Annotated in this window: 22 protein-coding genes and 1 tRNA gene; 15 read left to right on the top strand and 8 right to left on the bottom strand. The window is 72.6% G+C overall.

Annotation, left to right across the window (positions count from 1 at the left end):
* The 4 genes from tmk (at window position 1) to ACYVDO_RS05605 (ending at window position 3558) form a co-directional block, all read left to right on the top strand.
* Window positions 1-618 carry a dTMP kinase gene (gene tmk, locus ACYVDO_RS05620; protein ID WP_460933609.1) on the top strand — a complete coding sequence of 206 codons (618 nt, stop codon included), beginning with the start codon at window positions 1-3 and terminating at the stop codon, window positions 616-618.
* Window positions 615-1763, top strand: a complete 1149-nt coding sequence (locus ACYVDO_RS05615) for a DNA polymerase III subunit delta' (protein WP_460933607.1) — start codon at window positions 615-617, stop codon at window positions 1761-1763. The genes tmk and ACYVDO_RS05615 overlap by 4 nt, the downstream gene beginning before the upstream one ends.
* Before the next feature lie 27 nt (window positions 1764-1790).
* Window positions 1791-3332 (top strand): alpha/beta hydrolase, encoded by a 1542-nt coding sequence (locus ACYVDO_RS05610; RefSeq protein ID WP_460933605.1) that lies wholly within the window; start codon window positions 1791-1793, stop codon window positions 3330-3332.
* Between the two features lie 149 nt (window positions 3333-3481).
* Window positions 3482-3558: transfer RNA gene (locus ACYVDO_RS05605), tRNA-Thr, on the top strand.
* Window positions 3559-3641: 83 nt separating this feature from the next.
* Here the strand turns inward: ACYVDO_RS05605 and ACYVDO_RS05600 are convergent.
* Window positions 3642-4535: an alpha/beta fold hydrolase gene (locus tag ACYVDO_RS05600; RefSeq protein ID WP_460933603.1), complete on the bottom strand. Its 894-nt coding sequence runs from the start codon at window positions 4533-4535 to the stop codon at window positions 3642-3644.
* 486 nt (window positions 4536-5021) lie between these two features.
* Here ACYVDO_RS05600 and ACYVDO_RS05595 point away from each other — a divergent pair, with 486 nt between their 5' ends.
* Both ACYVDO_RS05595 and ACYVDO_RS05590 read left to right on the top strand, forming a co-directional pair.
* Window positions 5022-5492, top strand: coding sequence for a sulfatase-like hydrolase/transferase (locus ACYVDO_RS05595; protein WP_460934269.1), 471 nt, complete (start codon window positions 5022-5024; stop codon window positions 5490-5492).
* Window positions 5375-6565, top strand: coding sequence for an SPASM domain-containing protein (locus tag ACYVDO_RS05590; protein WP_460933601.1), 1191 nt, complete (start codon window positions 5375-5377; stop codon window positions 6563-6565). The genes ACYVDO_RS05595 and ACYVDO_RS05590 overlap by 118 nt, the downstream gene beginning before the upstream one ends.
* Window positions 6566-6657: 92 nt before the next feature.
* On the opposite strand, the gene glpK (ACYVDO_RS05585) is transcribed toward ACYVDO_RS05590, so the two are convergent.
* Both glpK (ACYVDO_RS05585) and ACYVDO_RS05580 read right to left on the bottom strand, forming a co-directional pair.
* Window positions 6658-8178, bottom strand: a complete 1521-nt coding sequence (gene glpK / locus ACYVDO_RS05585) for a glycerol kinase GlpK (RefSeq protein ID WP_460933600.1) — start codon at window positions 8176-8178, stop codon at window positions 6658-6660.
* Window positions 8175-8945 (bottom strand): IclR family transcriptional regulator, encoded by a 771-nt coding sequence (locus ACYVDO_RS05580; protein ID WP_460933598.1) that lies wholly within the window; start codon window positions 8943-8945, stop codon window positions 8175-8177. Before ACYVDO_RS05580 ends, glpK (ACYVDO_RS05585) begins: the two co-directional genes overlap by 4 nt.
* Before the next feature lie 168 nt (window positions 8946-9113).
* On the opposite strand from ACYVDO_RS05580, the gene ACYVDO_RS05575 reads away from it, so the two are divergent.
* The 3 genes from ACYVDO_RS05575 to ACYVDO_RS05565 are packed head-to-tail and all read left to right on the top strand — an operon-like array spanning window position 9114 to window position 13287.
* On the top strand, window positions 9114-9977 hold the full coding sequence (locus tag ACYVDO_RS05575) for an MIP/aquaporin family protein (RefSeq protein WP_460933596.1): 864 nt from the start codon (window positions 9114-9116) through the stop codon (window positions 9975-9977).
* Window positions 9978-10025: 48 nt separating this feature from the next.
* Window positions 10026-11540, top strand: coding sequence for a glycerol kinase GlpK (gene glpK / locus ACYVDO_RS05570; protein WP_460933594.1), 1515 nt, complete (start codon window positions 10026-10028; stop codon window positions 11538-11540).
* 1 nt (window position 11541) lies between these two features.
* The gene (locus ACYVDO_RS05565) at window positions 11542-13287 is read left to right on the top strand and encodes a glycerol-3-phosphate dehydrogenase/oxidase (protein ID WP_460933592.1); all 1746 of its coding nucleotides are present in this window, start codon (window positions 11542-11544) and stop codon (window positions 13285-13287) included.
* A 135-nt stretch (window positions 13288-13422) separates the two neighbouring features.
* On the opposite strand, the gene ACYVDO_RS05560 is transcribed toward ACYVDO_RS05565, so the two are convergent.
* Entirely contained in the window at window positions 13423-13935 is a 513-nt protein-coding gene (locus ACYVDO_RS05560) for a hemerythrin domain-containing protein (protein ID WP_460933590.1), read from the bottom strand.
* Between the two features lie 200 nt (window positions 13936-14135).
* Between ACYVDO_RS05560 and ACYVDO_RS05555 the strand changes: the two genes are divergently transcribed.
* The 3 genes from ACYVDO_RS05555 (at window position 14136) to ACYVDO_RS05545 (ending at window position 15498) form a co-directional block, all read left to right on the top strand.
* A complete protein-coding gene (locus ACYVDO_RS05555) occupies window positions 14136-14825 on the top strand; it encodes an HAD family hydrolase (protein ID WP_460933588.1) in 690 nt (229 codons plus the stop codon).
* Window positions 14826-14918: 93 nt separating this feature from the next.
* A complete protein-coding gene (locus ACYVDO_RS05550) occupies window positions 14919-15107 on the top strand; it encodes a hypothetical protein (RefSeq protein WP_460933586.1) in 189 nt (62 codons plus the stop codon).
* A 25-nt stretch (window positions 15108-15132) separates the two neighbouring features.
* Entirely contained in the window at window positions 15133-15498 is a 366-nt protein-coding gene (locus tag ACYVDO_RS05545; protein ID WP_460933584.1) for a hypothetical protein, read from the top strand.
* A gap of 61 nt (window positions 15499-15559) precedes the next feature.
* On the opposite strand, the gene ACYVDO_RS05540 is transcribed toward ACYVDO_RS05545, so the two are convergent.
* Both ACYVDO_RS05540 and ACYVDO_RS05535 read right to left on the bottom strand, forming a co-directional pair.
* Complete coding sequence (locus tag ACYVDO_RS05540; RefSeq protein ID WP_460933582.1) at window positions 15560-16228, bottom strand: hypothetical protein; 669 nt, start codon at window positions 16226-16228, stop codon at window positions 15560-15562.
* Between the two features lie 22 nt (window positions 16229-16250).
* On the bottom strand, window positions 16251-17039 hold the full coding sequence (locus tag ACYVDO_RS05535; RefSeq protein WP_460933580.1) for a sigma-70 family RNA polymerase sigma factor: 789 nt from the start codon (window positions 17037-17039) through the stop codon (window positions 16251-16253).
* A gap of 235 nt (window positions 17040-17274) precedes the next feature.
* On the opposite strand from ACYVDO_RS05535, the gene ACYVDO_RS05530 reads away from it, so the two are divergent.
* The 3 genes from ACYVDO_RS05530 (at window position 17275) to ACYVDO_RS05520 (ending at window position 21567) form a co-directional block, all read left to right on the top strand.
* Complete coding sequence (locus ACYVDO_RS05530) at window positions 17275-18018, top strand: GAF and ANTAR domain-containing protein (RefSeq protein ID WP_460933578.1); 744 nt, start codon at window positions 17275-17277, stop codon at window positions 18016-18018.
* A gap of 185 nt (window positions 18019-18203) precedes the next feature.
* Entirely contained in the window at window positions 18204-18905 is a 702-nt protein-coding gene (locus ACYVDO_RS05525; protein WP_460933576.1) for an ANTAR domain-containing protein, read from the top strand.
* Between the two features lie 307 nt (window positions 18906-19212).
* Complete coding sequence (locus ACYVDO_RS05520; RefSeq protein ID WP_460933574.1) at window positions 19213-21567, top strand: glycoside hydrolase family 31 protein; 2355 nt, start codon at window positions 19213-19215, stop codon at window positions 21565-21567.
* Between the two features lie 39 nt (window positions 21568-21606).
* On the opposite strand, the gene ACYVDO_RS05515 is transcribed toward ACYVDO_RS05520, so the two are convergent.
* Window positions 21607-22515: a L,D-transpeptidase family protein gene (locus ACYVDO_RS05515; RefSeq protein WP_460933572.1), complete on the bottom strand. Its 909-nt coding sequence runs from the start codon at window positions 22513-22515 to the stop codon at window positions 21607-21609.
* Between the two features lie 56 nt (window positions 22516-22571).
* On the bottom strand, window positions 22572-23078 hold the full coding sequence (locus ACYVDO_RS05510; protein WP_460933569.1) for a DUF6328 family protein: 507 nt from the start codon (window positions 23076-23078) through the stop codon (window positions 22572-22574).
* Window positions 23079-23114 lie beyond the last annotated feature (36 nt).

The raw sequence follows: 23114 nt of genomic DNA, 5'->3' as shown, positions 1-23114 counted from the left end.
GTGACCGACGGACTCTTCATCGCCTTCGAGGGGGGCGACGGGGCGGGGAAGTCCACCCAGGTGGCCCTGCTGCGTGACGTCTTCGAGGCCGCCGGTCGCACCGTGCTCGTGACCCGGCAGCCCGGGGGCACCCCGCTCGGCCGCGAGATCCGCGCCCTCGTCCTGCACGGCGACCACGTGTCCCCCCGCGCCGAGGCACTGCTGTTCGCGGCCGACAAGGCCCACCACGTCGAGCAGGTCATCGCCCCGGCGCTCGCGGCGGGCGACGTGGTCCTCACCGACCGCTACACCGACTCCTCCGTGGCGTACCAGGGCGCCGGGCGCGACCTGGGCGCCCAGGAGATCCACGACCTCAACATGTGGGCGGTCGACGGCCTGGTGCCCGACCTCACCGTCGTCGTCGACGTCTCCGCGCAGGAGGGCCGTCGCCGCCGCGGCGAGGTGCACGACCGGCTCGAGTCCGAGCAGGACGACTTCCACGAGGCGATCCGGGCCCACTACCTCGCGATGGCGCAGGGCAACCCGCAGCGCTACCTCGTCGTCGACGGCTCGCTGCCGCCCGAGGACGTCCACGCCGCGGTCGTGCAGCGCCTGCGCGCGATGGGGGGCCTGCCGTGAGCGTCTGGAAGGACATCATCGGCCAGGAGGCCGCCATCGCGACCCTGCAGCGCGCGGTGGACGACCCCTCGGCGATGACGCACGCGTGGCTGTTCACCGGGCCGCCCGGCTCCGGGCGCTCCAACGCCGCACGGGCGTTCGCCGCGGCCCTGCAGTGCCGCCAGGGCGGGTGCGGGGAGTGCCGCGAGTGCCGCACCGCGCTCGACGGCACCCACGCCGACGTCGACGTCGTGGCGACGGAGGGGCTCTCGATCAAGGTCTCCCACGTCCGCGAGCTGGTCCAGCTCGCCCAGCTCCGTCCGTCCGTCGGCGCCTGGCGGATCATCATCATCGAGGACGCCGACCGCCTCACGGCCTTCACCGACGCCCCGGCCAACGCGCTGCTCAAAGCGCTGGAGGAGCCCACGCCCCGCACCGTCTGGCTCCTGTGCGCGCCCTCGGTCGAGGACGTCATCATCACCATCCGCTCCCGGTCGCGGCACGTCCGGCTGCGCACCCCGCCGGTCGAGGCCGTCGCCGAGCTGCTCCACCGTCGCGACGGCGTCGAGATGCCGATGGCCCTGTATGCCGCCCGCGCGGCCCAGTGCCACGTCGGCCTCGCGCGGCGGCTGGCGCGCGACGAGGGGGCGCGGATCCGTCGCCGGGACGTGGTCGCGCTGGCCGGGAGGATCCACGGGGTCGGCGACGCGGTGGGCGCCGCCGAGGACCTCAAGTCGATCGCCGACGAGGAGACGGCCGCCGCGACGACCGAGCGGGACGCCGCCGAGCGGCAACGGCTCATGGAGGTGCTCGGCGCCGACCCGACCGCGCGCACCCAGCCCCCGCACATCCGCAGCCAGCTGGCCGGGCTCGAGCGCGAGCAGAAGGCCCGCGCCACCCGTCACTCGCGCGACGTCCTCGACCGCTCGCTGGTCGACCTGCTGTCGGTCTACCGCGACGCGATGGTGCTGCACTCCGGCGCCGGCATCGGCCTGGTCAACCAGGACAACCTGCCCGCCGTGCAGGCGCTGGCGCGCTCGATGACCTCGGAGCAGCTGCTCTCGGCCATGGACGCCATCGGCACCGCACGCGAGCGGATCGGGCTCAACGTCGCGCCCCTGCTGGCCCTCGAGGCGATGGCGATCTCGCTCCGGGTTCCGCGCTGACGCCTCCGGCTGTGTAGCGTCGAGGCCATGACGGTGCGGCGGCTCCCACTCGTCGCCGGCCTCGTGGCGCTGGCGACCGGCCTCTCAGGATGCTCCCTGCTCGAGGGGGACCCGAACTCCGCCCCCGAGCCCAGCGTCACGATCTCGCGCACGCCGCCGCAGGGGTCGGAGGCGCTCGCGAAGTTCTACGCGCAGACCCTGTCGTGGCAGGGCTGCGGCACCGGGCAGTGCGCCGAGCTCACCGTGCCCCTCGACTACGCCAAGCCCGACGGCGACACGATCAGGCTCAGCGTGCTGCGCATGCGGGCGACCCGGCCGAAGGACCGGCTCGGGTCGCTGGTGGTCAACCCCGGGGGCCCCGGCGGGTCCGGCGTGGACTACGCGCGGGCGGCGGACTTCATCGTCGGCAAGCCGGTGCGGCAGCGCTTCGACGTGGTGGGCTTCGACCCCCGGGGTGTGGAGCGCTCCGAGCCGGTGCAGTGCCTGCCGGACCCCCAGATGGACACCTTCCTGGGCCAGGACCCCACCCCGGACAACGCGTCGGAGGAGCGCGCGTTCATGGACTCGGGCGCCCAGTTCGGCAAGGCCTGCGTCGCCAACACCGGACCGCTCGCTGCGCACGTCTCGACCGTCGAGGCGGCCAAGGACATGGACATCCTCCGGTCGGCGCTCGGGGACGCCAAGCTCAACTACCTCGGCAAGTCCTACGGCACCTTCCTCGGCGCCACGTATGCCGGCCTGTTCCCGAAGCTGGTCGGCCGGTTCGTCCTCGACGGCGTGGTTCCTCCGGACGCGACCCCCGAGGAGCTCGCGCTCGGGCAGGCCGAGGGCTTCGAGCGGGCGACCCGGGCGTGGGCCGGCTCGTGCGTCGAGGAGGGCGGCTGCCCGCTCGGTTCTTCGGTCGATGCCGTCATGGCGTCGCTCCGTGATCTGCTGAAGCAGCTCGACACCCAGCCGATCCCGGTGCGTGGCGACGTCAGGGTCACCCAGCTCACTGAGGGCTGGGCGGCCACCGGCGTGGCGCAGGCGATGTACGACCAGGGGCAGTGGACGACGCTGACCGACGCGCTGGGTCGGGCCAAGGCCGGGGACGGGACGGCGCTGATGGACCTCGCCGACGCCTACGCGACCCGCGACAAGACCGGGCGGTACACCTCCAACCTGCTCGAGGCGTACTACGCCGTCACCTGCCTCGACGACCCCGACTCGCCCGACCCGGCGACCTACGAGGCGCGGGCGAAGTCGTTCGTGCAGAAGGCGCCGACCTGGGGCCCGTTCATGGCGTGGGGGAGCGCGCCGTGCGGCGTGTGGCCGGTCAAGTCCGACGCCAAGCCGCACACGATCTCGGCGGAGGGCAGCGGGCCGATCGTGGTCATCGGCACGACCCGCGACCCGGCGACGCCGTACGAGGGCTCGGTGCGCCTGCGTGACCAGCTGGCCAACGGCCGCCTCATCACCTTCGACGGCGACGGTCACACGGCCTACGGCCGCTCGAACAGCTGCGTGGACAACGCGGTCAACGACTACTACACCCAGGGCAAGGCACCGGCCGACAACACGAAGTGCTGACCGTCCGGCTGCCTGCGAGCCGGCCTGCTCGACGGCGTGCTCGACGCCCGGTGGGGGTGCTCGGGAGGGCCGTCGGGGCCCGGACCCGAGCCGGTTCGGAAAATGCCGGGACCATCCGTATACTCGACCTCCGTGCCCGATGGGCACCTGCCGCCTTAGCTCAGTCGGCCAGAGCGATTCACTCGTAATGAATAGGTCAAGGGTTCGATTCCCTTAGGCGGCTCCACCAGACGCCCCCCGGTCCGCCGGGGGGCGTTTCTGCTGGTCACGGCCGACGTGGATGACCTTCGAGACCGTCGAGTCGACGCGCTAGCCCCGCTGGGCGCGCACAGCGGCCACAACCTCGGCGACCGTTCGCGTGACCAGGTCGGGCCGGTCATGGTGGATGTAGTGACCTGCATCATCGGCGATCACGTGCCGGCCCTGAGGGGCCGCTGCCACCACCTGCACGTGCAAGGCCGTGGAGGACTCCGCCAAGCGTCGCGGCTTGCCCTTGGTGGCGCTGAGCACCACCAAGGGCCCATCGGGCAGGGAGGAAGTCGCGCGGCTGCGCCGGATGAAGGCCCGGCTTCTCTCTGTGAGCCACGCTTCCTGGCGCACCATGCGGATCTGGCCGGGGCTGGAGCAGGACGCGACGTAGGCATCCTCTATCAACGCTTTGACCTGTTCGTCATCCGTGCACCGCAGAGCCAACTTCCGAGCCGCGCCCTTGGTGGCTCGCTCGAGCAGCCGTACGCGGTCCAAGGCCACGCCCACCGAAGACAACGCGAGGTCCGGCCACCGCCACACCGCCGCGAGGTCCTCGTGAGGCGGATCTATGAGCACCAGCCCGGCAACCATCTCGGGATGGGCGAAGGCCACGAGCTGCGCCAGTAGTCCGCCCCAGCTGTGTCCGACCAGTACCGCCGTGCCGACCTCGGTGAGGACAGCCGTGAGGTCGTCGATCTCCGTCTCGATCGTGAGGGTGGTCGCCGGGTCACTCGCACCGAGGCCAGCACGGTCGAAGGCGATCACCCTCGAGCACTGGGCCAGCGAACCCATGACGCCCATCCATTCCAGAGCCGTGTCACCACAGCCCGAGACGAGGATGAGCGCCGGCGAACCCGAACCACTCTCGACCCAGCACAGCCGTCGGGTGCCCCTCATCAGGCCGCCGCGCCTCACGGGGGTGGCCAGAAGGGCGGACCACGCCTGGATTGCCATCTCAGTCAACGTCAGTTCCCCCGATCGATGCTCGGCCTCGCGTCCGACCCGGAGGCACCCCCTCAGTGGGGGACTGTAGGTCTCCGAGTCAGCGGCACGCTGCTTCTTTTCCGCGGCAATGAATCCTCCCGAGTACGGTCTCTGCAGGCTTGTGAGCAGCTGGGAGCGGGTGAATGCGGCCATTCCTGGAGCGGCGGTCCACCCTGTGAACGTCCTGGCGGAGGCCTGAGGAGCCGCCCCTCAAGGACGAAGGCCCATTCCGCCCTCGGGCTGCCCGGCTCATCCGTGGTGGATGAGGCCCACGCCTCCGCCAGCCGCTGGAGTGGCTGTCGCGGGACGTCCGCAGGCACAGGAGGCACCATGTCACAGTTGAACGAGTACGAGCCCGGGTCGGCCTTTCCTGGCGTGATCGGCCGGACACCCGAGGTGTCGTCGCCCGCGTAGCCGAAGCCGGTCCGTGCCCGCGAGGGTGCGCCGAACGTGCTGATGATGGTCCTCGACGACGTCGGCTTCGCCCAGCTGGGCCGCTACGGCGGACCGATCGACACACCGAACATCGACCGGCTCGCGGCCCACGGGATCCGCTACAACAGCTTCCACACGACGGCGTTGTGCTCGCCGACCCGCGCCTCCCTGCTCACCGGTCGCAACCACCACAGCACCGCGATGGCGTGCATCACGGAGGGTTCGACCGGCTTCCCCGGCTCGAACGGGAACATCCCGTTCGAGAACGGTTTCCTGTCCGAGATGCTCCAGCACGAGGGCTACAGCACCTACGCGATCGGCAAGTGGCACCTGACCCCCGCCGACCAGATCTCGGCCGCCGGCCCCTATGACCGGTGGCCGCTGGGGCGGCGCTCTACCACGACGGGTGGCGTGCGGTCTGCCCGTGCCCGGGCCCGTCGTTCACGGAGGCCGGGAAGGCCTTCGGTGCGCCGATCAGCGCCGACGTCCTGACCGACCTCGATGCCCACGGCTGGCAGCTCTACCACGTGGCTGAGGACTTCGCGGAGAACCACGATGTCGCCGACGCGCACCGTGACCGCCTCGTCGCCATGATCGCCACCTGGTACGTCGAGGCCGGCCGGTTCAACGTGCTCCCCGTCGACGCGCGCGCCCACCAGCGACTCCTGGAGCTACGGCCGACCATCGCCCCGCCCCGCGACCACTACGTCTACTACCCGCACACCCAGGCGATCCCGTCGAACTCGGCCGTCAACGTCCTGAACCGGTCCCACGCCATCACCGCGGACGTCGAGATCCCACCGGGCGGGGCGGACGGGATGCTCGTGTCCCACGGTGGCAGCGACGCCGGCTACGCACTGTTCGTCAAGGACGGACGGCTGCGGTGGGTGCACAACTACGTCGCCAAGGACTACCCGACCGTGGTCTCGACCGAGGCCGTGCCGGAGGGTCGCCACCAGCTGCGCTTTGAGTTCGAGGCCACGGGGGAGCCGGCCTTCGCGCGTGGCCACGGGGCGCCCGGCGTCGCCCAGCCCTACTTCGACGGCCGGCTCGTCGGCCAGGCCGAGGTCCCTGTCACCACGCCGATGACGTTCGGCCTGTGCGGCGGAGTCCGTGTGGGATGGGCACCGGGTGCCCCCGTGTGCCCGGACTACGGCCCGCCGGGCCGTCGGGGCGCCGGGCCGTCGGGCCGTCGGGCTGGCGGAGCGCCTGCGCCGACCCGGCCAGCGGCTCCAGCACACCATCCAGACCAACGGCACGCTGATCACCGACGAGTGGCCCTGGCGGCCTGGCTCGGCGCCGAGCCCAGCACGTGCATCTTCCGCGAGACGTGCGGACAGGCGCAGGCCCGGGAGCACAACGGCGACGTGTACTCGTGCGACCACTACGTCGAGCCCGGCTACCTGCTCGGCAACATCGCCAGGACGCGGCTGCTGGACCTGGTGAGCTCCCCGAGGCAGGTGACCTTCGGCGACGAGGTCATGCAGCTCCTCACCCGAGGTGCTCGCCACGACCCCTGCCCCTGTGGGAGCGGACGCAATGCGATGTGCTGCCACCAGCGCTGATCCCGTCGCACCGGGACAGGCGGGGTCGGCAGCTGCCGCAACCACCCGCCGAGGAGGGCCGTCCCGGTGCCGAGCCCCGCGCCCGCCAGGAGTCAGTCGACGTCGTCGGCCCGCGAGCGGCCCCACTGGAGTGCCAGCTGGACGGCGTCGCGCCACCGGCCGTACTCCCGGTCGACCGTCCTTCGGTCGATCTCGGGCCGCCACTCCGCGGCTTGGTGCCAGTTCGACAGGAGCACCCGTTTGTCGGGCCAGAAGCCCACCGCCAGCCCGGCGGCATACGCAGCTCCCAGGGCCACCGTCTCGGCCATCATGGGCCGCACGACCGGGACGTCGAGCACGTCGCTGACGCACTGCATGAGCAGGTTGTTGGCGGTCATCCCGCCATCGACGGCGAGCGACGCAAGCGGCACCTTGGCGTCGCTGTTCATGGCGTCGACGACTTCCCGGGTCTGCCAGGCCGTCGCCTCGAGCACGGCGCGCGCGAGGTGGCCCTTGTTCGCGTACGACGTCAGGCCCACGACCAGGCCACGGGCCCGGGCCTCCCAGTGCGGGGCGAACAGGCCAGAGAACGCGGGAACGAGGTAGCACCCCCCGTTGTCGGGAACGGACAGGGCGAGGGTCTCGATCTCTGCCGGCGAGCGGATGAGGCCCAGGTTGTCGCGGCACCACTGGACCAGCGCCCCGGCCACGGCGACCGCGCCCTCGAGGGCGTAGACCACTGGTTCCCCATCGATCTTGTGCGCCACGGTGCTGATGAGCCCGTGGTGCGACCGGACCAGCTCGGTGCCGGTGTTGAGCAGCAGGAAGCTGCCGGTCCCGAAGGTGCACTTGGCCTCGCCGGGTTCGAACGCGGTCTGCCCGAAGAGCGAGGCCTGCTGGTCGCCGATCACTGCGGCGACCGGGATGCCGGCGACGGGGTCGACGGTCGTGCCCAGCACCCCCAGGGACGGGACGATCCGCGGCAGCACCGCGCGGGGGATGCCCATGACCGAGAGGAGCTCGTCGTCCCAGTCGAGGGTGGACAGGTTCATCAGCATGGTGCGGCTGGCGTTCGTGACGTCCGTCGCGTGCACCCCGCCGGACGTCCCGCCCGTCAGGTTCCACAGGATCCACGTGTCCATGGTCCCGACCAGGACCTGCCCTGCCTCCATTCGCTCACGCAGGCCGGGTACCTCCTCCGCCAGCCAGCGCAGCTTCGAGCCGGAGAAGTACGTGACCAGCGGCAGGCCCGACCGGGCCACGATCTCGGGCTCGGGCAGCCCTGCCCGGATCTTCTCCAACAGTCCGGCGGTCCGGGTGTCCTGCCACACGATCGCGCGGTGCACCGGTTGGCCGGTGTCCTTGTCCCACACGACCACGGTCTCCCGCTGGTTCGTCACGCCGAGGGCCACGACGTCCTTCGGGTCGGCACCGGCCTGGAGCAGGGCCTCGGGCACCACGTCGCGGGTGATGTCCCAGATCTCCTCGGCGTCGTGCTCCACCCAGCCCGGCCGCGGGTAGTACTGCCGGTGTGGTCGCTGGGCCACGGCAACGAGGCGGCCCTGGTGGTCGTAGAGGATGCACCGGGTCGAGGTCGTGCCCTGGTCGATGGCGGCGACGTAGCTGGGACTCACGGCTCGCGCCCGTGACCGAGCTCGCGGGAGATGGAGCGCCCCGCCGCCAGCACCTCGCGCACCACGTCCTGCTGCGGTCGCAGCAGGTGGTCGCAGATGGTGTCCACCCGGCCCACGACGCCGACGGCGGCCACGGCGTAGCCTCCACGGTCGCGCACCACCGCGGCCACCTCCGCCAGACCCGGCACGTGCTCGTCGACGGCGGCCGACCAGCCGGAGTCCCGCACGTCGGCGAGCTGGCGCAGCAGGGCTGAGCGGTCCGTGCTCGTGCGGTAGGTGAACGCCTCGAGCTCGCGGCCCGGCAGGGCCCGGACGGCGCTGGGGTCGAAGGCGAGCAGCACCTTCCCCAGGGCCGTGGCGTGCAGGGGCAGCCGCGTCCCCGTCTCGATGACCTGTCCGGGGGTGTCGGCCCGGAACACGTGGTGGGCCACCAGGACCGAACCGCGGGACAGTGCCCCGACGCGGACCGCTTCACCGGTGCGTGCTGCCAGTGCGTCGGTCCAGTTGAGCGCTCGAGAACGCAGCTCGTTGGGGTCGATCCGCTGCGACCCCACGAGCACCACCTCGGGCCCGAGCGCGTAGCCGCCTGTGGCGGGGTCCTGTTCGACCAGCGCCGCGGTGCACAACGTCCGAAGCAGCCCGTGTGCGGTGGGCTTGGGCAGGTCCACGGCAAGAGCCACGTCCGCCAGCGCCACCGGCTCGGTCTCCATGGCCAGTGCTCGCAGGATGGCGGCGGCTCGTTCCACCGACTGGATGGTGCCCGACACAAGCGGAAGGCTACGTCTGCACCGACAAGTCCGACACACGACGGCATTCGGCCATTTCGAACGACCTGGCGTTCGACGATGCCGAACGTCCGCAATTGTCCGTCTCCTCCCCACGCTCGTAACGTCGCGGCCCATCCGAACCGGGATGGACCCGATCAAGGAGTGGACATGGACCTCAAGGACGAGGCTTCGATCACCGGCGAGCTCTTCGCGGAGTTCGCTGGCACCTGCATCCTCATACTCTTCGGCGTGGGCGTCGTGGCCCAGGTCGTCACCGGTGGTGGCGCCCTCGGCGGCCACGACTCGATCGCGTGGGCCTGGGGACTCGGGGTGACGTTCGGCGTGTACACCGCCGCCCGGATCAGTGGCGCCCACCTCAACCCCGCGGTCAGCGTGGCACTGGCGGCCTTCGCCGGGTTCAGCTGGCGCAAGGTGCTGCCGTACTCACTGGCCCAGCTCGCCGGCGCCTTCGTCGCCGCCCTGGTGGTGCGGTTCGTGTATGCCGACGCCATCTCGGCCGTGGACCCCGGCCACACCCTCAAGACCCAGGGGATCTTCTCGACGCTTCCCGGCAACGGCGCGCTCGACGTGAGCCTGCAGACCGCGCTGGTCGACCAGGTCGTCGGCACGGCGATCCTGCTCTTCCTCATCATGGCCGTCACCGACGCCCGCAACAACGCACCCGTCCCGTGGATCGCGCCCGTGGTCGTGGGCCTGGTCGTCGTGGCCATCGGCATGGCCTGGGGCACCAACGCCGGCTACGCCATCAACCCGGCTCGCGACCTCGGGCCCCGCCTCGCGTCCTTCCTGACCGGTTACGGCACGGCTTTCGAGGACCAGCGTGGTGAGCTCTACTTCTGGGTCCCCATCGTCGGCCCGCTCGTCGGCGGCCTGCTGGGCGCAGGCGCGTACCGCGCGCTCGTCGGCCGCTTCCTGCCCACCGACGCCCCGCAGGAGCCGGGCGAGGTCCCCGCCGCCGCGGCGAGCTCGCCCGAACCGGTCGCGGCCGCGCGCTCGCAGAGCCTGTCCTGATGTCCGCCGTCGGACTGAACCCCACCCCACCGTTCAAAGGAGAACACCATGGCTGACTTCGTCGGAGCCGTCGACCAGGGCACCACCAGCACGCGCTTCATGATCTTCGACCACGCGGGCAACGAGGTGGGCCGCCACCAGCTCGAGCACGAGCAGATCATGCCCAGGCCCGGCTGGGTCGAGCACAACCCCGTCGAGATCTGGGACCGCACCGCGTCGGTGATCCAGACGGCCCTGGGCCGTCACGGACTGGGTGCCGGCGACCTTGCCGCCCTCGGCATCACCAACCAGCGGGAGACCACGGTGGTGTGGAACCGGCGCACCGGCCGGCCCTACTACAACGCCATCGTGTGGCAGGACACCCGCACCGACCACATCGCCGCCGCGCTGGACCGGGACGGCCGCGGCGATGTCATCCGGCGCAAGGCCGGCCTGCCCCCGGCCACCTACTTCTCGGGGGGCAAGATCCAGTGGATCCTCGAGAACGTGCCCGGTGTCCGCGAGGACGCCGAACGGGGGGACGCGCTCTTCGGCACCACCGACTCCTGGCTCATGTGGAACCTGACGGGGGGCACCCGCGGGGGTGTCCACGTCACCGACGTGACCAACGCCAGCCGGACCATGCTCATGGACCTCGAGACGCTGGACTGGGACGACGAGCTGCTCGCCATGTTCTCCATCCCGCGACAGATGCTGCCGGAGATCCGGCCGTCCTCGGACCCCGACCTCTACGGACGGTCGGTCGACTCCGGACCGGTCGGTGGGGCCGTGGCCCTGTCGGCCATCCTGGGCGACCAGCAGGCCGCGATGGTGGGCCAGGTCTGCCTGCGGGCCGGCGAGGCGAAGAACACCTACGGCACCGGCAACTTCCTGCTCCTCAACACCGGCCACGAGCTCGTGCGGTCGCAGAACGGGCTGCTGACCACCGTCTGCTACCAGTTCGGCAAGGAGCGTCCGGTCTATGCGCTCGAGGGCTCGATCGCGGTCACCGGCTCGGCGGTGCAGTGGCTGCGTGACCAGCTCGGCATCATCTCCGGTGCGGCGCAGAGCGAGATGCTGGCCCGGGAGGTCGAGGACAACGGTGGCATGTACTTCGTGCCCGCGTTCTCGGGGCTGTTCGCGCCGTACTGGCGCAGCGACGCCCGCGGCGCGATCGTCGGCCTCTCGCGCTACAACACCAACGCGCACCTGGCCCGGGCCACGCTCGAGTCGATCTGCTACCAGAGCCGTGACGTCGCCGACGCCATGGAGAAGGACTCGGGAGTCAAGCTCGAGGTCCTCAAGGTCGACGGTGGTGTGACGGCCAACAACCTGTGCATGCAGATCCAGGCCGACGTCCTCGGGGTGCCGGTCAGCCGGCCCGTCGTGGCGGAGACCACTGCCCTCGGCGCGGCGTACGGTGCAGGTCTGGCCGTGGGCTTCTGGAAGGACCCCGAGGAGCTGCGGAGCAACTGGAACGAGAGCCGCCGCTGGACGCCCGAGTGGTCGGAGGAGCAGCGCGAGCAGGGGTACGCCGGCTGGCGCAAGGCGGTCACCCGGACGTTCGACTGGGTGGAGGTGTGAGATGACCACGGCCGCACCGCTGTCACCGGCCCGCAGGGCCCGCGACCTGGAGGCGATGGCCGCCGAGGAGCTCGACATCCTCGTCATCGGCGGTGGCGTCGTCGGGGCCGGTGCTGCCCTCGACGCGACGACGCGAGGCCTGCGGGTGGGGCTCGTCGAGGCGCGGGACTACGCCGCCGGTACCTCCAGCCGGTCGAGCAAGCTCGTCCACGGCGGGCTGCGCTACCTCGAGCAGCTCGACTTCCGGCTGGTGCGCGAGGCCCTCAGGGAGCGTTCGTTGATCCTGCACCACCTCGCCCCCCACCTGACGAGGCCTGTGCCGTTCCTCTACCCGTTGCGGCACCGCATCTGGGAGCGGCTCTACGTCGGACTCGGCGTCGCCCTGTACGACACCCTCGGCGGCCGGCGCGGCGTACCGGCCCACCGGCACCTGACGCGCCGGGCGGCGCTGGAGCGCTTCCCCGGGCTGCGGCGGGACTCCCTCGTGGGTGCGGTGGAGTACCACGACGGCCAGGTCGACGACGCCCGTCACACGATGATGCTGGCCCGCACGGCGGCCGAGCACGGGGCCCTGCTGGCCACGAGCGCCCGGGTCACCGGGTTCCTCCGCGAGGGTGGCCGCGTCGTGGGCGCCCTGGTCACCGACCTGGAGACCGGCGAGGAGCTCGAGGTCCGGGCACGGCGCACCATCAACGCAGCCGGTGTCTGGAGCTCTGAGCTCCAGGACCTGGCAGGCGCCACGTCGGGCCTGACGGTCCGGGCCTCCAAGGGGGTGCACCTCGTCGTCCCGGGGGACCGGATCCGGGCCGAGAGCGGCATCATCACCCGCACCCCGAGCTCCGTCCTGTTCATCATCCCGTGGGACGAGCACTGGGTGATCGGGACCACGGACACCGACTGGGCCCTCGACCGGGCGCACCCGGCCGCCAGCCGCTCGGACATCGAGTACCTCCTGGACCAGGCCAACCGTGTGCTCGCCTCCCCCCTGGGGCCCGAGGACGTCGTGGGCGTCTACGCGGGCCTGCGGCCACTGCTCTCCGGCGAGTCCGACGAGACGAGCAAGCTGTCTCGCGAGCACGCCGTTGTGTGCCCGGTGCCCGGACTGGTCATGGTGGCCGGCGGCAAGTACACGACCTACCGCGTTATGGCGCGGGACGCCGTGGACGCCGCCGTCCGCGGGCTCGCCGAGCGGGTCCCCGCGTCGTGCACGGAGAACGTCCCGGTCGTCGGCGCGGACGGGTTCGAGGCGGAGTGGAACCGGCGTGAGGTCACGGCCCGGGAGCTGGGGCTCGAGGTGTCGCAGGTGGAGCACCTGCTGCACCGCTACGGCACCCTGCTCACGGAGGTCGTTGCCGCGCTCCGCGACCACCCCGAGCTCGTCGAACCCGTGGATGGCGCCCCGGCGTACCTGCGCGTGGAGGCCTGGTACGCCGCGGCCGCCGAAGGAGCCCTGCACCTCGACGACATCCTGACCCGGCGCACGCGCATCTCCATCCGCACGCAGGATCGTGGCGTCACCGCGGCGACCGACGTGGCCCGGGTCGTCGCCCCCGTCCTGGGGTGGGACGCCGAGGACGTGGAGCGTGAGGTGCGGCACTACACCACGCGGGTGGAGGCGGAGAGGCAGTCCAACGCCCAACCGGACGACCTCACGGCGGACGCGGCCCGGCTCGGTGCCGCGGACGTCCGGGGCGGCATTCGGGGGCCGGTCGCCCGAGCTCTGCCCGGGCCGGCGACTGCGTGGTGAGTACCTCGGGGTCCGACAGAGGGTGGACGGAGAGCACGAACCGGGGCCGGCGCCGCCCCGCCTCCCAGCAGGCAACCCGTCGTGCCGGTCGGCCCTCGTGGGTCAGCGGCCTGCCTGCACCCCGGGTGCGCCTGCTCAGGAGACGACGGCGTCGACCGCCTTCTTGAGCGCGCTGGGCTGGGCGGGGGACCGCGGCGCACGCTCCTTGGCGGCCAGCAGCTGCTCGCCGAGGTCCTGCAGCTGGTTGCGGCCCAGGCCTTCGCGGACCTTCGGGAACCAGTCGGACTCCTCCTCGTCCATGTGGTGCGTGACCGACTCGATGAGCACGGTGGTCTTGGCGTCGAACCGCTCGTCGGACGGCTGCATCGTGGCCAGCTCCATGACCAGCACGTCGGCGACGTGGTGCTCCTCGTACGACTCGAGCACGTCGTCCTCGAGGTCGGGGAGCAGCCGGCGCACCTCCGGGTACATCACCTCGTTCTCGATGTAGGTGTGCACGGTCAGCAGCTCGATGACCTTCTCGACGATCCGGCCCTTGCGGGCCGGTGTCACGTCCTTGCCCTGGAACTCCCGGAAGAGTCCACGGACCTCCTTGTGGTCCTCACGCAGGATGACGATGGCGTCCTTGGACACAGGCGGCCTGGACACGGGGGCTCCTCGATGGTGGCGTCGTGGTGGGGGTGTGGTGGGGGTGTGGTGTCGTCGTCTCGGTGGTGGCGACCGATGTCCGGGCCTACCCCGGTCCGGCGGCGTCCAAACGGGCCCTCCCCGAAGGCCCCTCGAGCGCCGTCCGCGGCCGCGCGCCACCCGTCCGGTCGGTCTAGCGTGGCTCGGGTGAGGACCCCCCGATGAGCACCCCGTCCACGCCTGCGCCCGCACCCGGCGACACCGTCATCTTCGACGTCGACGGCACCCTCGTGGACTCGACGTACCACCACGCGCTGGCCTGGCACCGCGCCTTCAAGGAGTGCTCGGTCGACGTGCCGTTGTGGCGCGTGCACCGCGCCGTCGGCATGGGTGCCGACCGGCTGGTCGCCGCGGTCTCCGACGACAGCGTGGAGCGCCGGCACGGAGACCGGTTGCGGGCGCTGTGGGAGGCCGCCTACGACGACCTGCTCCCCGAGGTCGACCCCCTGCCCGGTGCGGTCGACCTGGTGCGGCGCCTGCACGATCGGGGCTTCACGGTCGCGGTGGGGTCGTCGGGCAAGCCCAGGCACACGGATGCCGCCCTCGACTCCCTCGGGGTCCGAGACCTCTTCGCGGCCGTCACGACGTCCGAGGACGCGCCGGAGTCCAAGCCCGCCGCCGACATCCTGCGCGCCGCCCTGCAGGCCGCCGGCGGCTCACGCGCGGTCGTGGTCGGCGACACCCCGTACGACGTCGAGGCAGCCTCCGCCCTGGGCGCGCCCTGCGTCGCGGTCCGGACCGGGGGCTTCGGCGCCGACGAGCTGCAGGGAGCCGGCGGAGCCCGCGTGGCGGACGGGCTCGAGGACCTGCTGGCGCTGGACTGGGGGGCTCTGGTGGCGGCGAACGGGTGAGCGCCGGCGAGGTTTGACGGCCGGCACCCGGGGTAGGTGATGTGGTCAGCGACGCGCCCGTCGCGGACCACCCCCTCCCGAAGGAGGCCGACGATGCCCGCATCGACCGGTGCCCACGACCAGAACGCCGACTCCCAGGAGACCACCCCGCAGGCCGGTGCCCCTGCTCCGGCGTCCACCCAGCCCGACGGTGGGCCGGGGTCGCACAGCCAGGGCGGTTCCGGCGGCACGGAGAACGACACGGCCAGTGGTGGAGTGCCCGAGGAGTCGCAGGACGACTGACCGGACCCGACCGGAAGGAGAGACCATGACGACCACCCGATACCAGGACCTGCCGCTCGCGCCCGAGGACCGGGAGTGGGACAGCGACGAGGCCGAGTCGCGGGTCCGCAGGTGGGCCGGGGCGCAGGACGGCCCCAACGCGAAGTACCGCGACGCGCACCTGTGGTACGACGGCGACAAGCCGGACAACTTCACGTCGTACAAGCTGCTCATCGCGGACGTCGTCGACGGACGGCTGCACGCCGTCCCGCGCGCGATCCGCGCCGCCGCAGGCGTGCTGCAGGGGGCCCGCGGCGGCGTGGACCTCCCGAAGGACGACGCGGACCGCGTGCGCAGCCACGTGGCGCACTACTACCGCGACATGGGCGACACACCACCCTGGGAGCAGTGAGCGGCTGCCAGGGTGTGAGCGGCTGCCCCTGGCGGCAGTGAGGAGCTCTTTGCTCCCGGGCTCAGCGAGCCGCGGGGTCCGGACCCCGCGGCTCGCCGAGCAACCGGTCGAGCTCGGAGTCCGCCAGCTCGAGCAGCTCGGCGAAGGTGGCCCCTGAGCCGGGCAGGGCCTCCCTGGCCACCTCGACCAGCGTGAGGACCTCGACCAGCTCGACGGCGTCGTCGTCCGTGATGCGGTGCAGGAACCCCGCGAGCTCGTCCCGTTCCTCGCGCTCGAGGTGCTCCGTGACGAGCTCGCACAGAGCCGCGACGGCTCCGGCGAACCAGCCGTCGGCCATGGCCTCCGCGCCGCCCGGCGTCGCGCGCGTCGCGCCCTCCAGCGTCGCCGCGTCCAGCGTCGCGGCGTCCAGCGTCGCGGCGTCCAGCGCCGCGATCTCCAGCACGGCACTGTCGAGCGCGGCCATCGCGAGGGCGATGTCGTCCTCCTCGGCGACCCGGTCGAGCACGGACAGGTCGTCCCGGTCACGCGCCCGGAACAGCGGGTGCATGGCGAGCCGTTCCGCCGCCTCGTGCACCGCGAGGTACCGCCGCAGCTCCTGCCAGGCGGGCTCCCGATGCCCGTTCGCGGAGTCGAGGACGTCGCGCATCAGGCGCTGGATGCGCCGGTGCTGGCGCGCCACCTCGCGCGCGAAGACGAGCACCTCGGGGTCCACGTCGGCGTGCACGGCCACTTGCTGCCTCTCCGCCGTCGCCTCAGGCGACGGCATCCGCGTCGACCATCGTCGTGCGCAGGCGCTCGAGGGTGGCCGACAGCAGCCGGGACACCTGCATCTGGCTCACCCCGATCTCGGCGCCGATGTCGGACTGCGTCCGCTCCTCCACGTAGCGCATCCGCACGATGGCGAGCTCGCGCTCGCCGAGGGTGTCCAGGGCCCGGCCCAGGGCGTCGCTGCGGTCGAGGTCGGCGTACGCGTCGGAGCCGTCGGGCACGTCGAGCGCCGGCTCGCCAGCCGGTCCGTCGAGGGAGTTGGTGGTGAACCAGGACGCTGCCTCGACGGTCTCGGCCAGCCCGGCTCGGTCGACGCCGGCCGCACTCGCGAGCTCATCGCGGGTCGGCTCCCGCTGGAGGTCCTGTCGCAGTGCCTCCTCCGACCGGATCATCCGTGCGCGGCTCTCCTGCAGCCGGCGAGGGGGCCGTACCGCCCAGCCGGTGTCGCGGAAGAACCGCTTGAGCTCGCCGGCGATGGTCGGCACGGCATACGCGGCGAACCCCGGGCCCCGTCCCGGCCGGAAGCCGCGCACCGCCTTGAGCAGCGCGAGGGCGGCCACCTGCCGCAGGTCCTCGTACTCCAGTCCCCGGCCGCGGTAGCGGCGGGCGGCGCGGTCGGCGAGGTCCAGCGTGAGGTCGACCACCTCCCGCTCGAGGTCGCGACGGTGGTCCGAGGAGGTGGTCCGGGCCAGCACGAGAAGCAGGTCCTCGGCGCGGTCGTGGGGGGACCCGTGCTGCTCGGCACGGCGGGAGGGGGCAGGGACGGTGGTCATGACGGGCGTCCTTCCGGCAGGGAAGGCTGGCGCCACTGTTGGACCAATCTGCCGGATTCCAGCCAAACACCCCACGCGGGATCAGGCAACCGCAAGACGGACATCGCCGCAGCGCCCCGCCGCACTACGCTGGGTGCCGCCGGGTGCCTGCCGAGAGCGACACGCATGCCCCGGGGACGCGAGGAGGCTGGGCCCAGTGGCTGGAGAGACAGAGGACCGAGGGCACCGTTCGGTGGTGCTGGGTGAGGAATTCCTGGAGCTCGCGGCGGCCCTGGGCAGCGGACCCGGAGTGCCGCCCGACCCCGACCGGGTCGTGCGGTTCGTCGCCAAGGCCGTCCCGCACAGCGAGGCCTGCTCGGTGACCTTCCTCCGGCCGTCGCGGCGTCCCACGACGGTCGCAGCGTCGAGCGAGCTACCCACCGAGGTGGACCGCATCCAGTACGAGGAGGGCGAGGGCCCCTGCCTGGACGCGGCCACGGGCAACGCGGCGACCGTCGTCGAGGACCTCCGGCAGGACACCCGGTGGCCGGCCTTCGCGCCGCGCTGCGTGTCCGAGACCGGCGTGCGGAGCATGCTCGCCCTGCGGCTGCCCATCGGCGGCGACGACGAGGCCGCCCTCAACCTGTACGCCAGCCAGGCTGGCGCCTTCACCACGGCCGACCTCTCGACCGCCTCGATGTTCGCGCCCTTCGCCGCCCTGGCGGTGCAGAGCTCGATCCACCAGCAGGACGTCACCAACCTGGAGGCCGCGCTGAGCAGCAGCCGTCAGATCGGCACCGCGATCGGCATCATCATGGCGCGGGACCTCGTGTCCGCGGACGAGGCGTTCGAACGGCTTCGGCGGTCGAGCCAGGACTTCAACCGCAAGCTGCGCGACATCGCCGCCGACGTCGAGCTCACCGGTGCCCTCCCTGGGGAGACGGCCCGCGACGAGCAGCCGGTCCCCGAGGGGTCGGGGGAGCCGGCCCCGGGCGCCTGACCCAACCGACGCGGTGACGCCCCTGACCACCGCGGGCGTGGTCACGGCGTCCTCGCGGACGTCGCGTTGACGACCTTCTGCGACGCGCGCTGCTCCGGGTTCAGTAGAGTCCTGCCCGCGGGAGCGTCAGCGGCCAAACAGGGTGCCGGTCGGGCGAACCGTCGCGTCCTCGGAGAACGTTTTCGATGAGCCGATTCGTCCCGGCGCCAGAGCACGACCTGGCCCGGTACTTCGCAGAGCTGGTGCACGCCGTCCAGGCGGACGGCGGCCGCCACGGGACGCTGCTGACCGTGTGCGAGCTGGCGGTGAAGATCATCCGTGCGGACCACGCCTCCATCTCGGTCCGCCGTGGTGACGTGATCAGCACCCTGGCCACCACCGGCGACCTTCCCGAGACCGTGGACCGCATCCAGGACGAGACGGGGGAGGGGCCGTGCGTCGACGGCCTGCTCGAGCACGACTCGTACGCCACTGGCGACCTCTGCCGGGACGGGCGTTGGCCCCGCTTCGCGGCCCGGGTCGCCGAGGAGACTGGCCTTCGCAGCATGCTGTCGCACCGGCTCTTCGCGCGCGAGGGGTCGCTGGGCGCCCTGAACGTGTATGCCGCTCGCCCGGACGCGTTCGCCTCGGGTGACCTCATCGTGTCCGAGGTCTTCGCCGCCCACGCCGCCATCGCGGTCCAGGCCGCGGAGGACCAGCAGCGGGCGGACAACCTCGAGATCGCCCTGCGCAGCAGCCGCCGGATCGGCACCGCCATCGGCATCCTCATGGCCAGCCACCGGGTCGACGAGCAGACGGCGTTCGAGATGCTGCGCCGGCGCAGCCAGGACACCAACCGCAAGCTCGCCGACATCGCCGACGACGTCGTCTACACCGGGCTGCTCTGACGTCGGGGCGGTGGTCCTCGGGGCGGGGGTCGTCGCTGCGGCGGGCGGCCAGGACCGGGGCAGCTGTTGGTTCAACCACCCCGGCCCGCCGACCAGGGGCCGACGCTGTCCCCCATACCCCCTCACCCCCGGGCAGTATTCATGCTCGCGACCACCAGGTCCGCTGGATCCCGTCGTCGCACGAGCCCGGACGACGTCCCGCTCGAGGCGGTGCGCACCGAAGGGCTCGACGTGGGAGGGGCCGCTAGCGTGGGGCGGGCGCCGGCCCCCCGGCGCTGTTCGACCCCCGAGGCGAAGGACGGTGCCCGTGACGACGCGTCTGGCGATGCCCGGCAACCCGGTGGCCGACCCGGCCGCCGTCGTCAGCGGTGACCGCTGGCGGGTCACCGTCCTCACCGCGGGCCTGCTCCGGCTCGAGTGGTCGGAGTCGGGGCACTTCGAGGACCGCGCGAGCGTCTTCGCGGTCAACCGGCGGCTCCCCGTGCCGGCCGCCGACGTGCGGCGGCACCACGACCGTCTCGAGGTGACCACCGAGTGCCTCCACCTCGAGTACGACGGGCAGCCGTTCAGCCCCAACGGCCTGGTCGTGACGGTCGTCAGCCCGGTCGACCACCCGCACACCCAGCAGTGGCGCTTCGGTGAGCCCGTGCACGACCTCGGCGGCACGGCCCGCACCCTCGACGGCGCCGACGGTGCGGTGCCGCTCGGCCCGGGCGTGGTGTCCCGCACCGGGATCGCGGTGCTCGACGACTCGACGTCCTTCCTCGTCGAGGACGGACGGCCCGTACCCCGGCCGGAGGGCTCCCTCGACCTGTACGTCTTCGTCCGTGGCCACGACTACCGGGCCGCCGTGCGGGACCTGTATGCCGTGTCCGGCCCGGTCCCGGTGCTGCCGCGCTGGGCGCTGGGCAACTGGTGGTCGCGCTACCACCCCTACTCGGCGCAGGAGTACCTCGACCTGCTCGACACCTTCGACGCCGAGCAGGTCCCGCTCTCGGTGGCGGTGCTCGACATGGACTGGCACCTCGTCGACGTCGACCCGCGGTTCGGCACCGGCTGGACCGGCTACACGTGGAACCGTGAGCTCTTCCCGGACCCGCCGGCCTTCCTCGCCGAGCTGCACCGCCGCGGCCTGGCGGTGACCCTGAACGTGCACCCGGCCGACGGCGTGCGGGCCTTCGAGGACGCCTACCCGCGGATGGCGCGGGCGATGGGGATCGACCCCGACACGGAGCAGACCGTCGCCTTCGACCCGACCGACCCCCGCTTCATGGACGCCTACTTCGAGGTGCTGCACCACCCGCTCGAGGACGAGGGCGTCGACTTCTGGTGGCTGGACTGGCAGCAGGGTGCCCACAGCAGGGCCGCAGGGGTGGACCCGTTGTGGCTGCTCAACATCGAGCACTTCCACGACTCGGCCCGGCGGGGCCGGCTGCCGATCACGTTCTCCCGCTACGCCGGTCCCGGCAGCCACCGCTACCCGGTCGGCTTCTCCGGCGACACCCACATCACCTGGGACTCCCTCGCCTTCCAGCCGTACTTCACCAGCACCGCCTCGAACATCGGCTACGGCTGGTGGAGCCACGACATCGGCGGCCACTGGTACGGGAGCCGCGACGACGCCCTGACGGTGCGGTGGGTCCAGCTCGGCGTCTTCTCCCCGGTGATGCGGCTGCACTCGACGCTGCACCCGTTCATCCGCAAGGAGCCCTGGACCTTCCCGGCCCAGGCGCGCGCCACCATCGACGCGTTCCTGCGGCTGCGGCACCGGCTCGTGCCCTACCTGCACTCGATGAACGTCCGGGCCGCCAGGGAGGGGGCACCGCTCGTCGAGCCGATGTACTGGGACGACTCCCACGCCCCCGAGGCGTATGCCGTGCCGACCCAGTTCCGGTTCGGCACCGAGCTGGTCGTGGCCCCCGTGACGACCCCGCAGCAGGACGTCCTCGGGCTGGGCAGCACGCTGGCGTGGCTGCCGCCGGGGGAGTGGACGGACCTGTTCACCGGGATGCGGTACCGGGGTGGGCGCCAGGTGCGGCTGCACCGGCCCCTCGAGACCCTGCCCGTGCTGCTGCCCGCCGGCGGCCTGGTGCCGCTGGGGGGTGCCGGGGACGCCGTCGTCGGCACCGAGGTGCCCGACCACGTCGAGCTGGTGCTCGCCCCCGGTGCCGGCGGCCGCTTCGACCTCGTGGAGGACGACGGCGGCACCCGGCCGCGCACTGCCGTCACCACCATCACCTGGGACGACGGCACCGGCACCCTCGCCGTGTCGGCCCCGACGGGGAGCACCGAGGTGCTGCCGCCCGCCCGCAGCTGGAGCCTGCTGCTGCTGGGGTGCGAGGGCGGCGCCTCCGTGGAGGACGAAGCTCTCGCCGGTGAGCGGACCGACGCCGGGACCCGGTTCTGGCTGGGCCGGACGACGAGGGGTGAGGGCCTCACCGTGCGTCTGGACGACGTCCGGCCGCTCGGCTGGGACCGCACGGTGGAGCGGGTCCGCGCGGTGCTCGACCGGGCGCGGATCGAGTACAACACCAAGCTCGCCGCCTTCGAGCTCGTGCAGTCGGCCGACGGCGGCCCGGAGGCCGCAGCGCGGCTGCGGGGGCTCGAGCTCAACCGTGAGGTGGAGGCCGCCGTGACCGAGCTGGTGCTCGCCCGCTGGTGAGCGGGCGGGACAGCCCCCGTCGCGCAGGGGACCGGGGCGCTAGCCGCTGACCGTCTCCCTGGGGCCCATCACCACGACGGGGTGCAGGGCGGGGTCGAGCCGGCGCAGCAGCAGCTGCAGCCCGGCCTTCGGCACCGACACGCAGCCGTGCGTCGGTCCGCTGTGGTCCAGGTGCAGCCAGATGCCGCCCCCGCGGCGTGCGCCCAGCGGCCGCTCCGGGTCCAGCGGGGACCTGCCCGCGACGCGGTTGTAGTCGATCGCGATCACGTGGTCGAAGGCGTCCGCGGCGGAGTCGCCGAAACCGGGGCCGGACTCGGGCGCCCGGAACAGGCCGGAGCGGTGGTAGGGCAGGCCGGCGGCCGGGGCAGGGAGCCGGCCACCGGCATCGCTGAGGCGGTACACCCCGACGGGGGTCCGCAGGTCACCCTCGACGTGCCGCTCGGACCAGCCGGACCGGCCCACGTGCCCCGGCCACGAGGCCACCGCAGCCCAGCCGGCGCCGCCCGCCTCGTAGAAGGTCACGTCGGCCCTGCTGCTGTCGGCACCGGTGCCCGACACGAGCACGACCTGCCTGGTGCTGGCCGGGACCTGGCGCGCCATCGCCACGGAGATCGGCAGGCGGCCGGGCGACGGCGGGGACTCCGTCGTCGACGCGGACGTGGTGGGTCCGGGGATGGCCGACGCCGCCCTCGACTCGACCTCCTGCCGCGCGCCCGCGCCCGCGTCGGCCGTGCGCGAGAGAGGGGCGGAGGCGGGGCGGTCGCCGGGTGCGGACACCGGGGTCCCCCGGGCGGGGCCGTCGTGGCGGTCCGCCAGCACGGCTCCGAACCCGACCAGGGTGGTGAGGGCGAGGGCGAGGTGCTGGTGCCGCCGGCGCCGTCCCAGGCGCCGGTCCAACCGCGCGCTGCGGCTCTCGGCGCCGGACTCCGGACGGTCCAGGCGCGGCATACGCCCACCCTAGCCGCGGGCGACGCCCTGCCAGACCGCCGCCTCGGCCGCCCCGCTCAGCTGCGCGGACCGTGGACCGGGTGCCCGCGCCGGAAGCCCAGGGGCAGGGCGACCCAGTTGGTGACGAAGAGGCCGAAGGTGACGACGGCGGCGCCCACCGCTGCCCCGGTGCCCACCACGACGTCGAAGATCAGGAACGTCACGCTGCTGACGCTCAGGCCCAGGCACGCCAGCCCGGCCCGGGCACACCGGTCGCCGAAGCCGACCAGCGAAGCCTTGGCGCGCCGGCGGAACAGCAGCCGGTGGGCGCTCACGGGGGCGACGAGGAAGGCGGTCGCGGCGATGGCGAGCGAGAACGCCACCAGGTAGACCACCCGGTTGGCGCGGTCCACCTCGGAGAACCGCTGCTGGAACGGCAGCGTGAGCAGGAAGCCGGCCAGGATCTGCACCCCGGTCTGCGCCACGCGCAGCTCCTGCAGGAGCTCGTCCCAGTTGCGGTCGAGCCGCTCGGTGGGCGTCTCGTGCCGCCCGTCCCCGGCATCCGCGTCGTCCAGGTCACCCATGCCGGGACGATACCCGGCTCGTCGGGCCCCAACCGG

This window comes from Phycicoccus ginsengisoli, assembly GCF_054779295.1.
The sequence above is the reverse complement of the archived record's forward strand: the minus strand, read 5'-3'. Positions and strand labels throughout refer to the sequence as shown.

Excerpts from the sequence above, each read along its gene's own strand:
- ACYVDO_RS05545 (WP_460933584.1), top strand. The coding sequence starts at position 15,133 with ATGACGACCACCCGATACCAGGACCTGCCGCTCGCGCCCGAGGACCGG.
- glpK (WP_460933594.1), top strand. The coding sequence starts at position 10,026 with ATGGCTGACTTCGTCGGAGCCGTCGACCAGGGCACCACCAGCACGCGC.
- ACYVDO_RS05595 (WP_460934269.1), top strand. The coding sequence starts at position 5,022 with ATGATGGTCCTCGACGACGTCGGCTTCGCCCAGCTGGGCCGCTACGGC.
- ACYVDO_RS05565 (WP_460933592.1), top strand. The coding sequence starts at position 11,542 with ATGACCACGGCCGCACCGCTGTCACCGGCCCGCAGGGCCCGCGACCTG.
- ACYVDO_RS05515 (WP_460933572.1), bottom strand. The coding sequence starts at position 22,515 with ATGCCGCGCCTGGACCGTCCGGAGTCCGGCGCCGAGAGCCGCAGCGCG.
- ACYVDO_RS05555 (WP_460933588.1), top strand. The coding sequence starts at position 14,136 with ATGAGCACCCCGTCCACGCCTGCGCCCGCACCCGGCGACACCGTCATC.
- ACYVDO_RS05575 (WP_460933596.1), top strand. The coding sequence starts at position 9,114 with ATGGACCTCAAGGACGAGGCTTCGATCACCGGCGAGCTCTTCGCGGAG.
- ACYVDO_RS05510 (WP_460933569.1), bottom strand. The coding sequence starts at position 23,078 with ATGGGTGACCTGGACGACGCGGATGCCGGGGACGGGCGGCACGAGACG.
- ACYVDO_RS05535 (WP_460933580.1), bottom strand. The coding sequence starts at position 17,039 with ATGACCACCGTCCCTGCCCCCTCCCGCCGTGCCGAGCAGCACGGGTCC.
- ACYVDO_RS05525 (WP_460933576.1), top strand. The coding sequence starts at position 18,204 with ATGAGCCGATTCGTCCCGGCGCCAGAGCACGACCTGGCCCGGTACTTC.
- ACYVDO_RS05600 (WP_460933603.1), bottom strand. The coding sequence starts at position 4,535 with ATGGCAATCCAGGCGTGGTCCGCCCTTCTGGCCACCCCCGTGAGGCGC.
- ACYVDO_RS05610 (WP_460933605.1), top strand. The coding sequence starts at position 1,791 with ATGACGGTGCGGCGGCTCCCACTCGTCGCCGGCCTCGTGGCGCTGGCG.
- ACYVDO_RS05550 (WP_460933586.1), top strand. The coding sequence starts at position 14,919 with ATGCCCGCATCGACCGGTGCCCACGACCAGAACGCCGACTCCCAGGAG.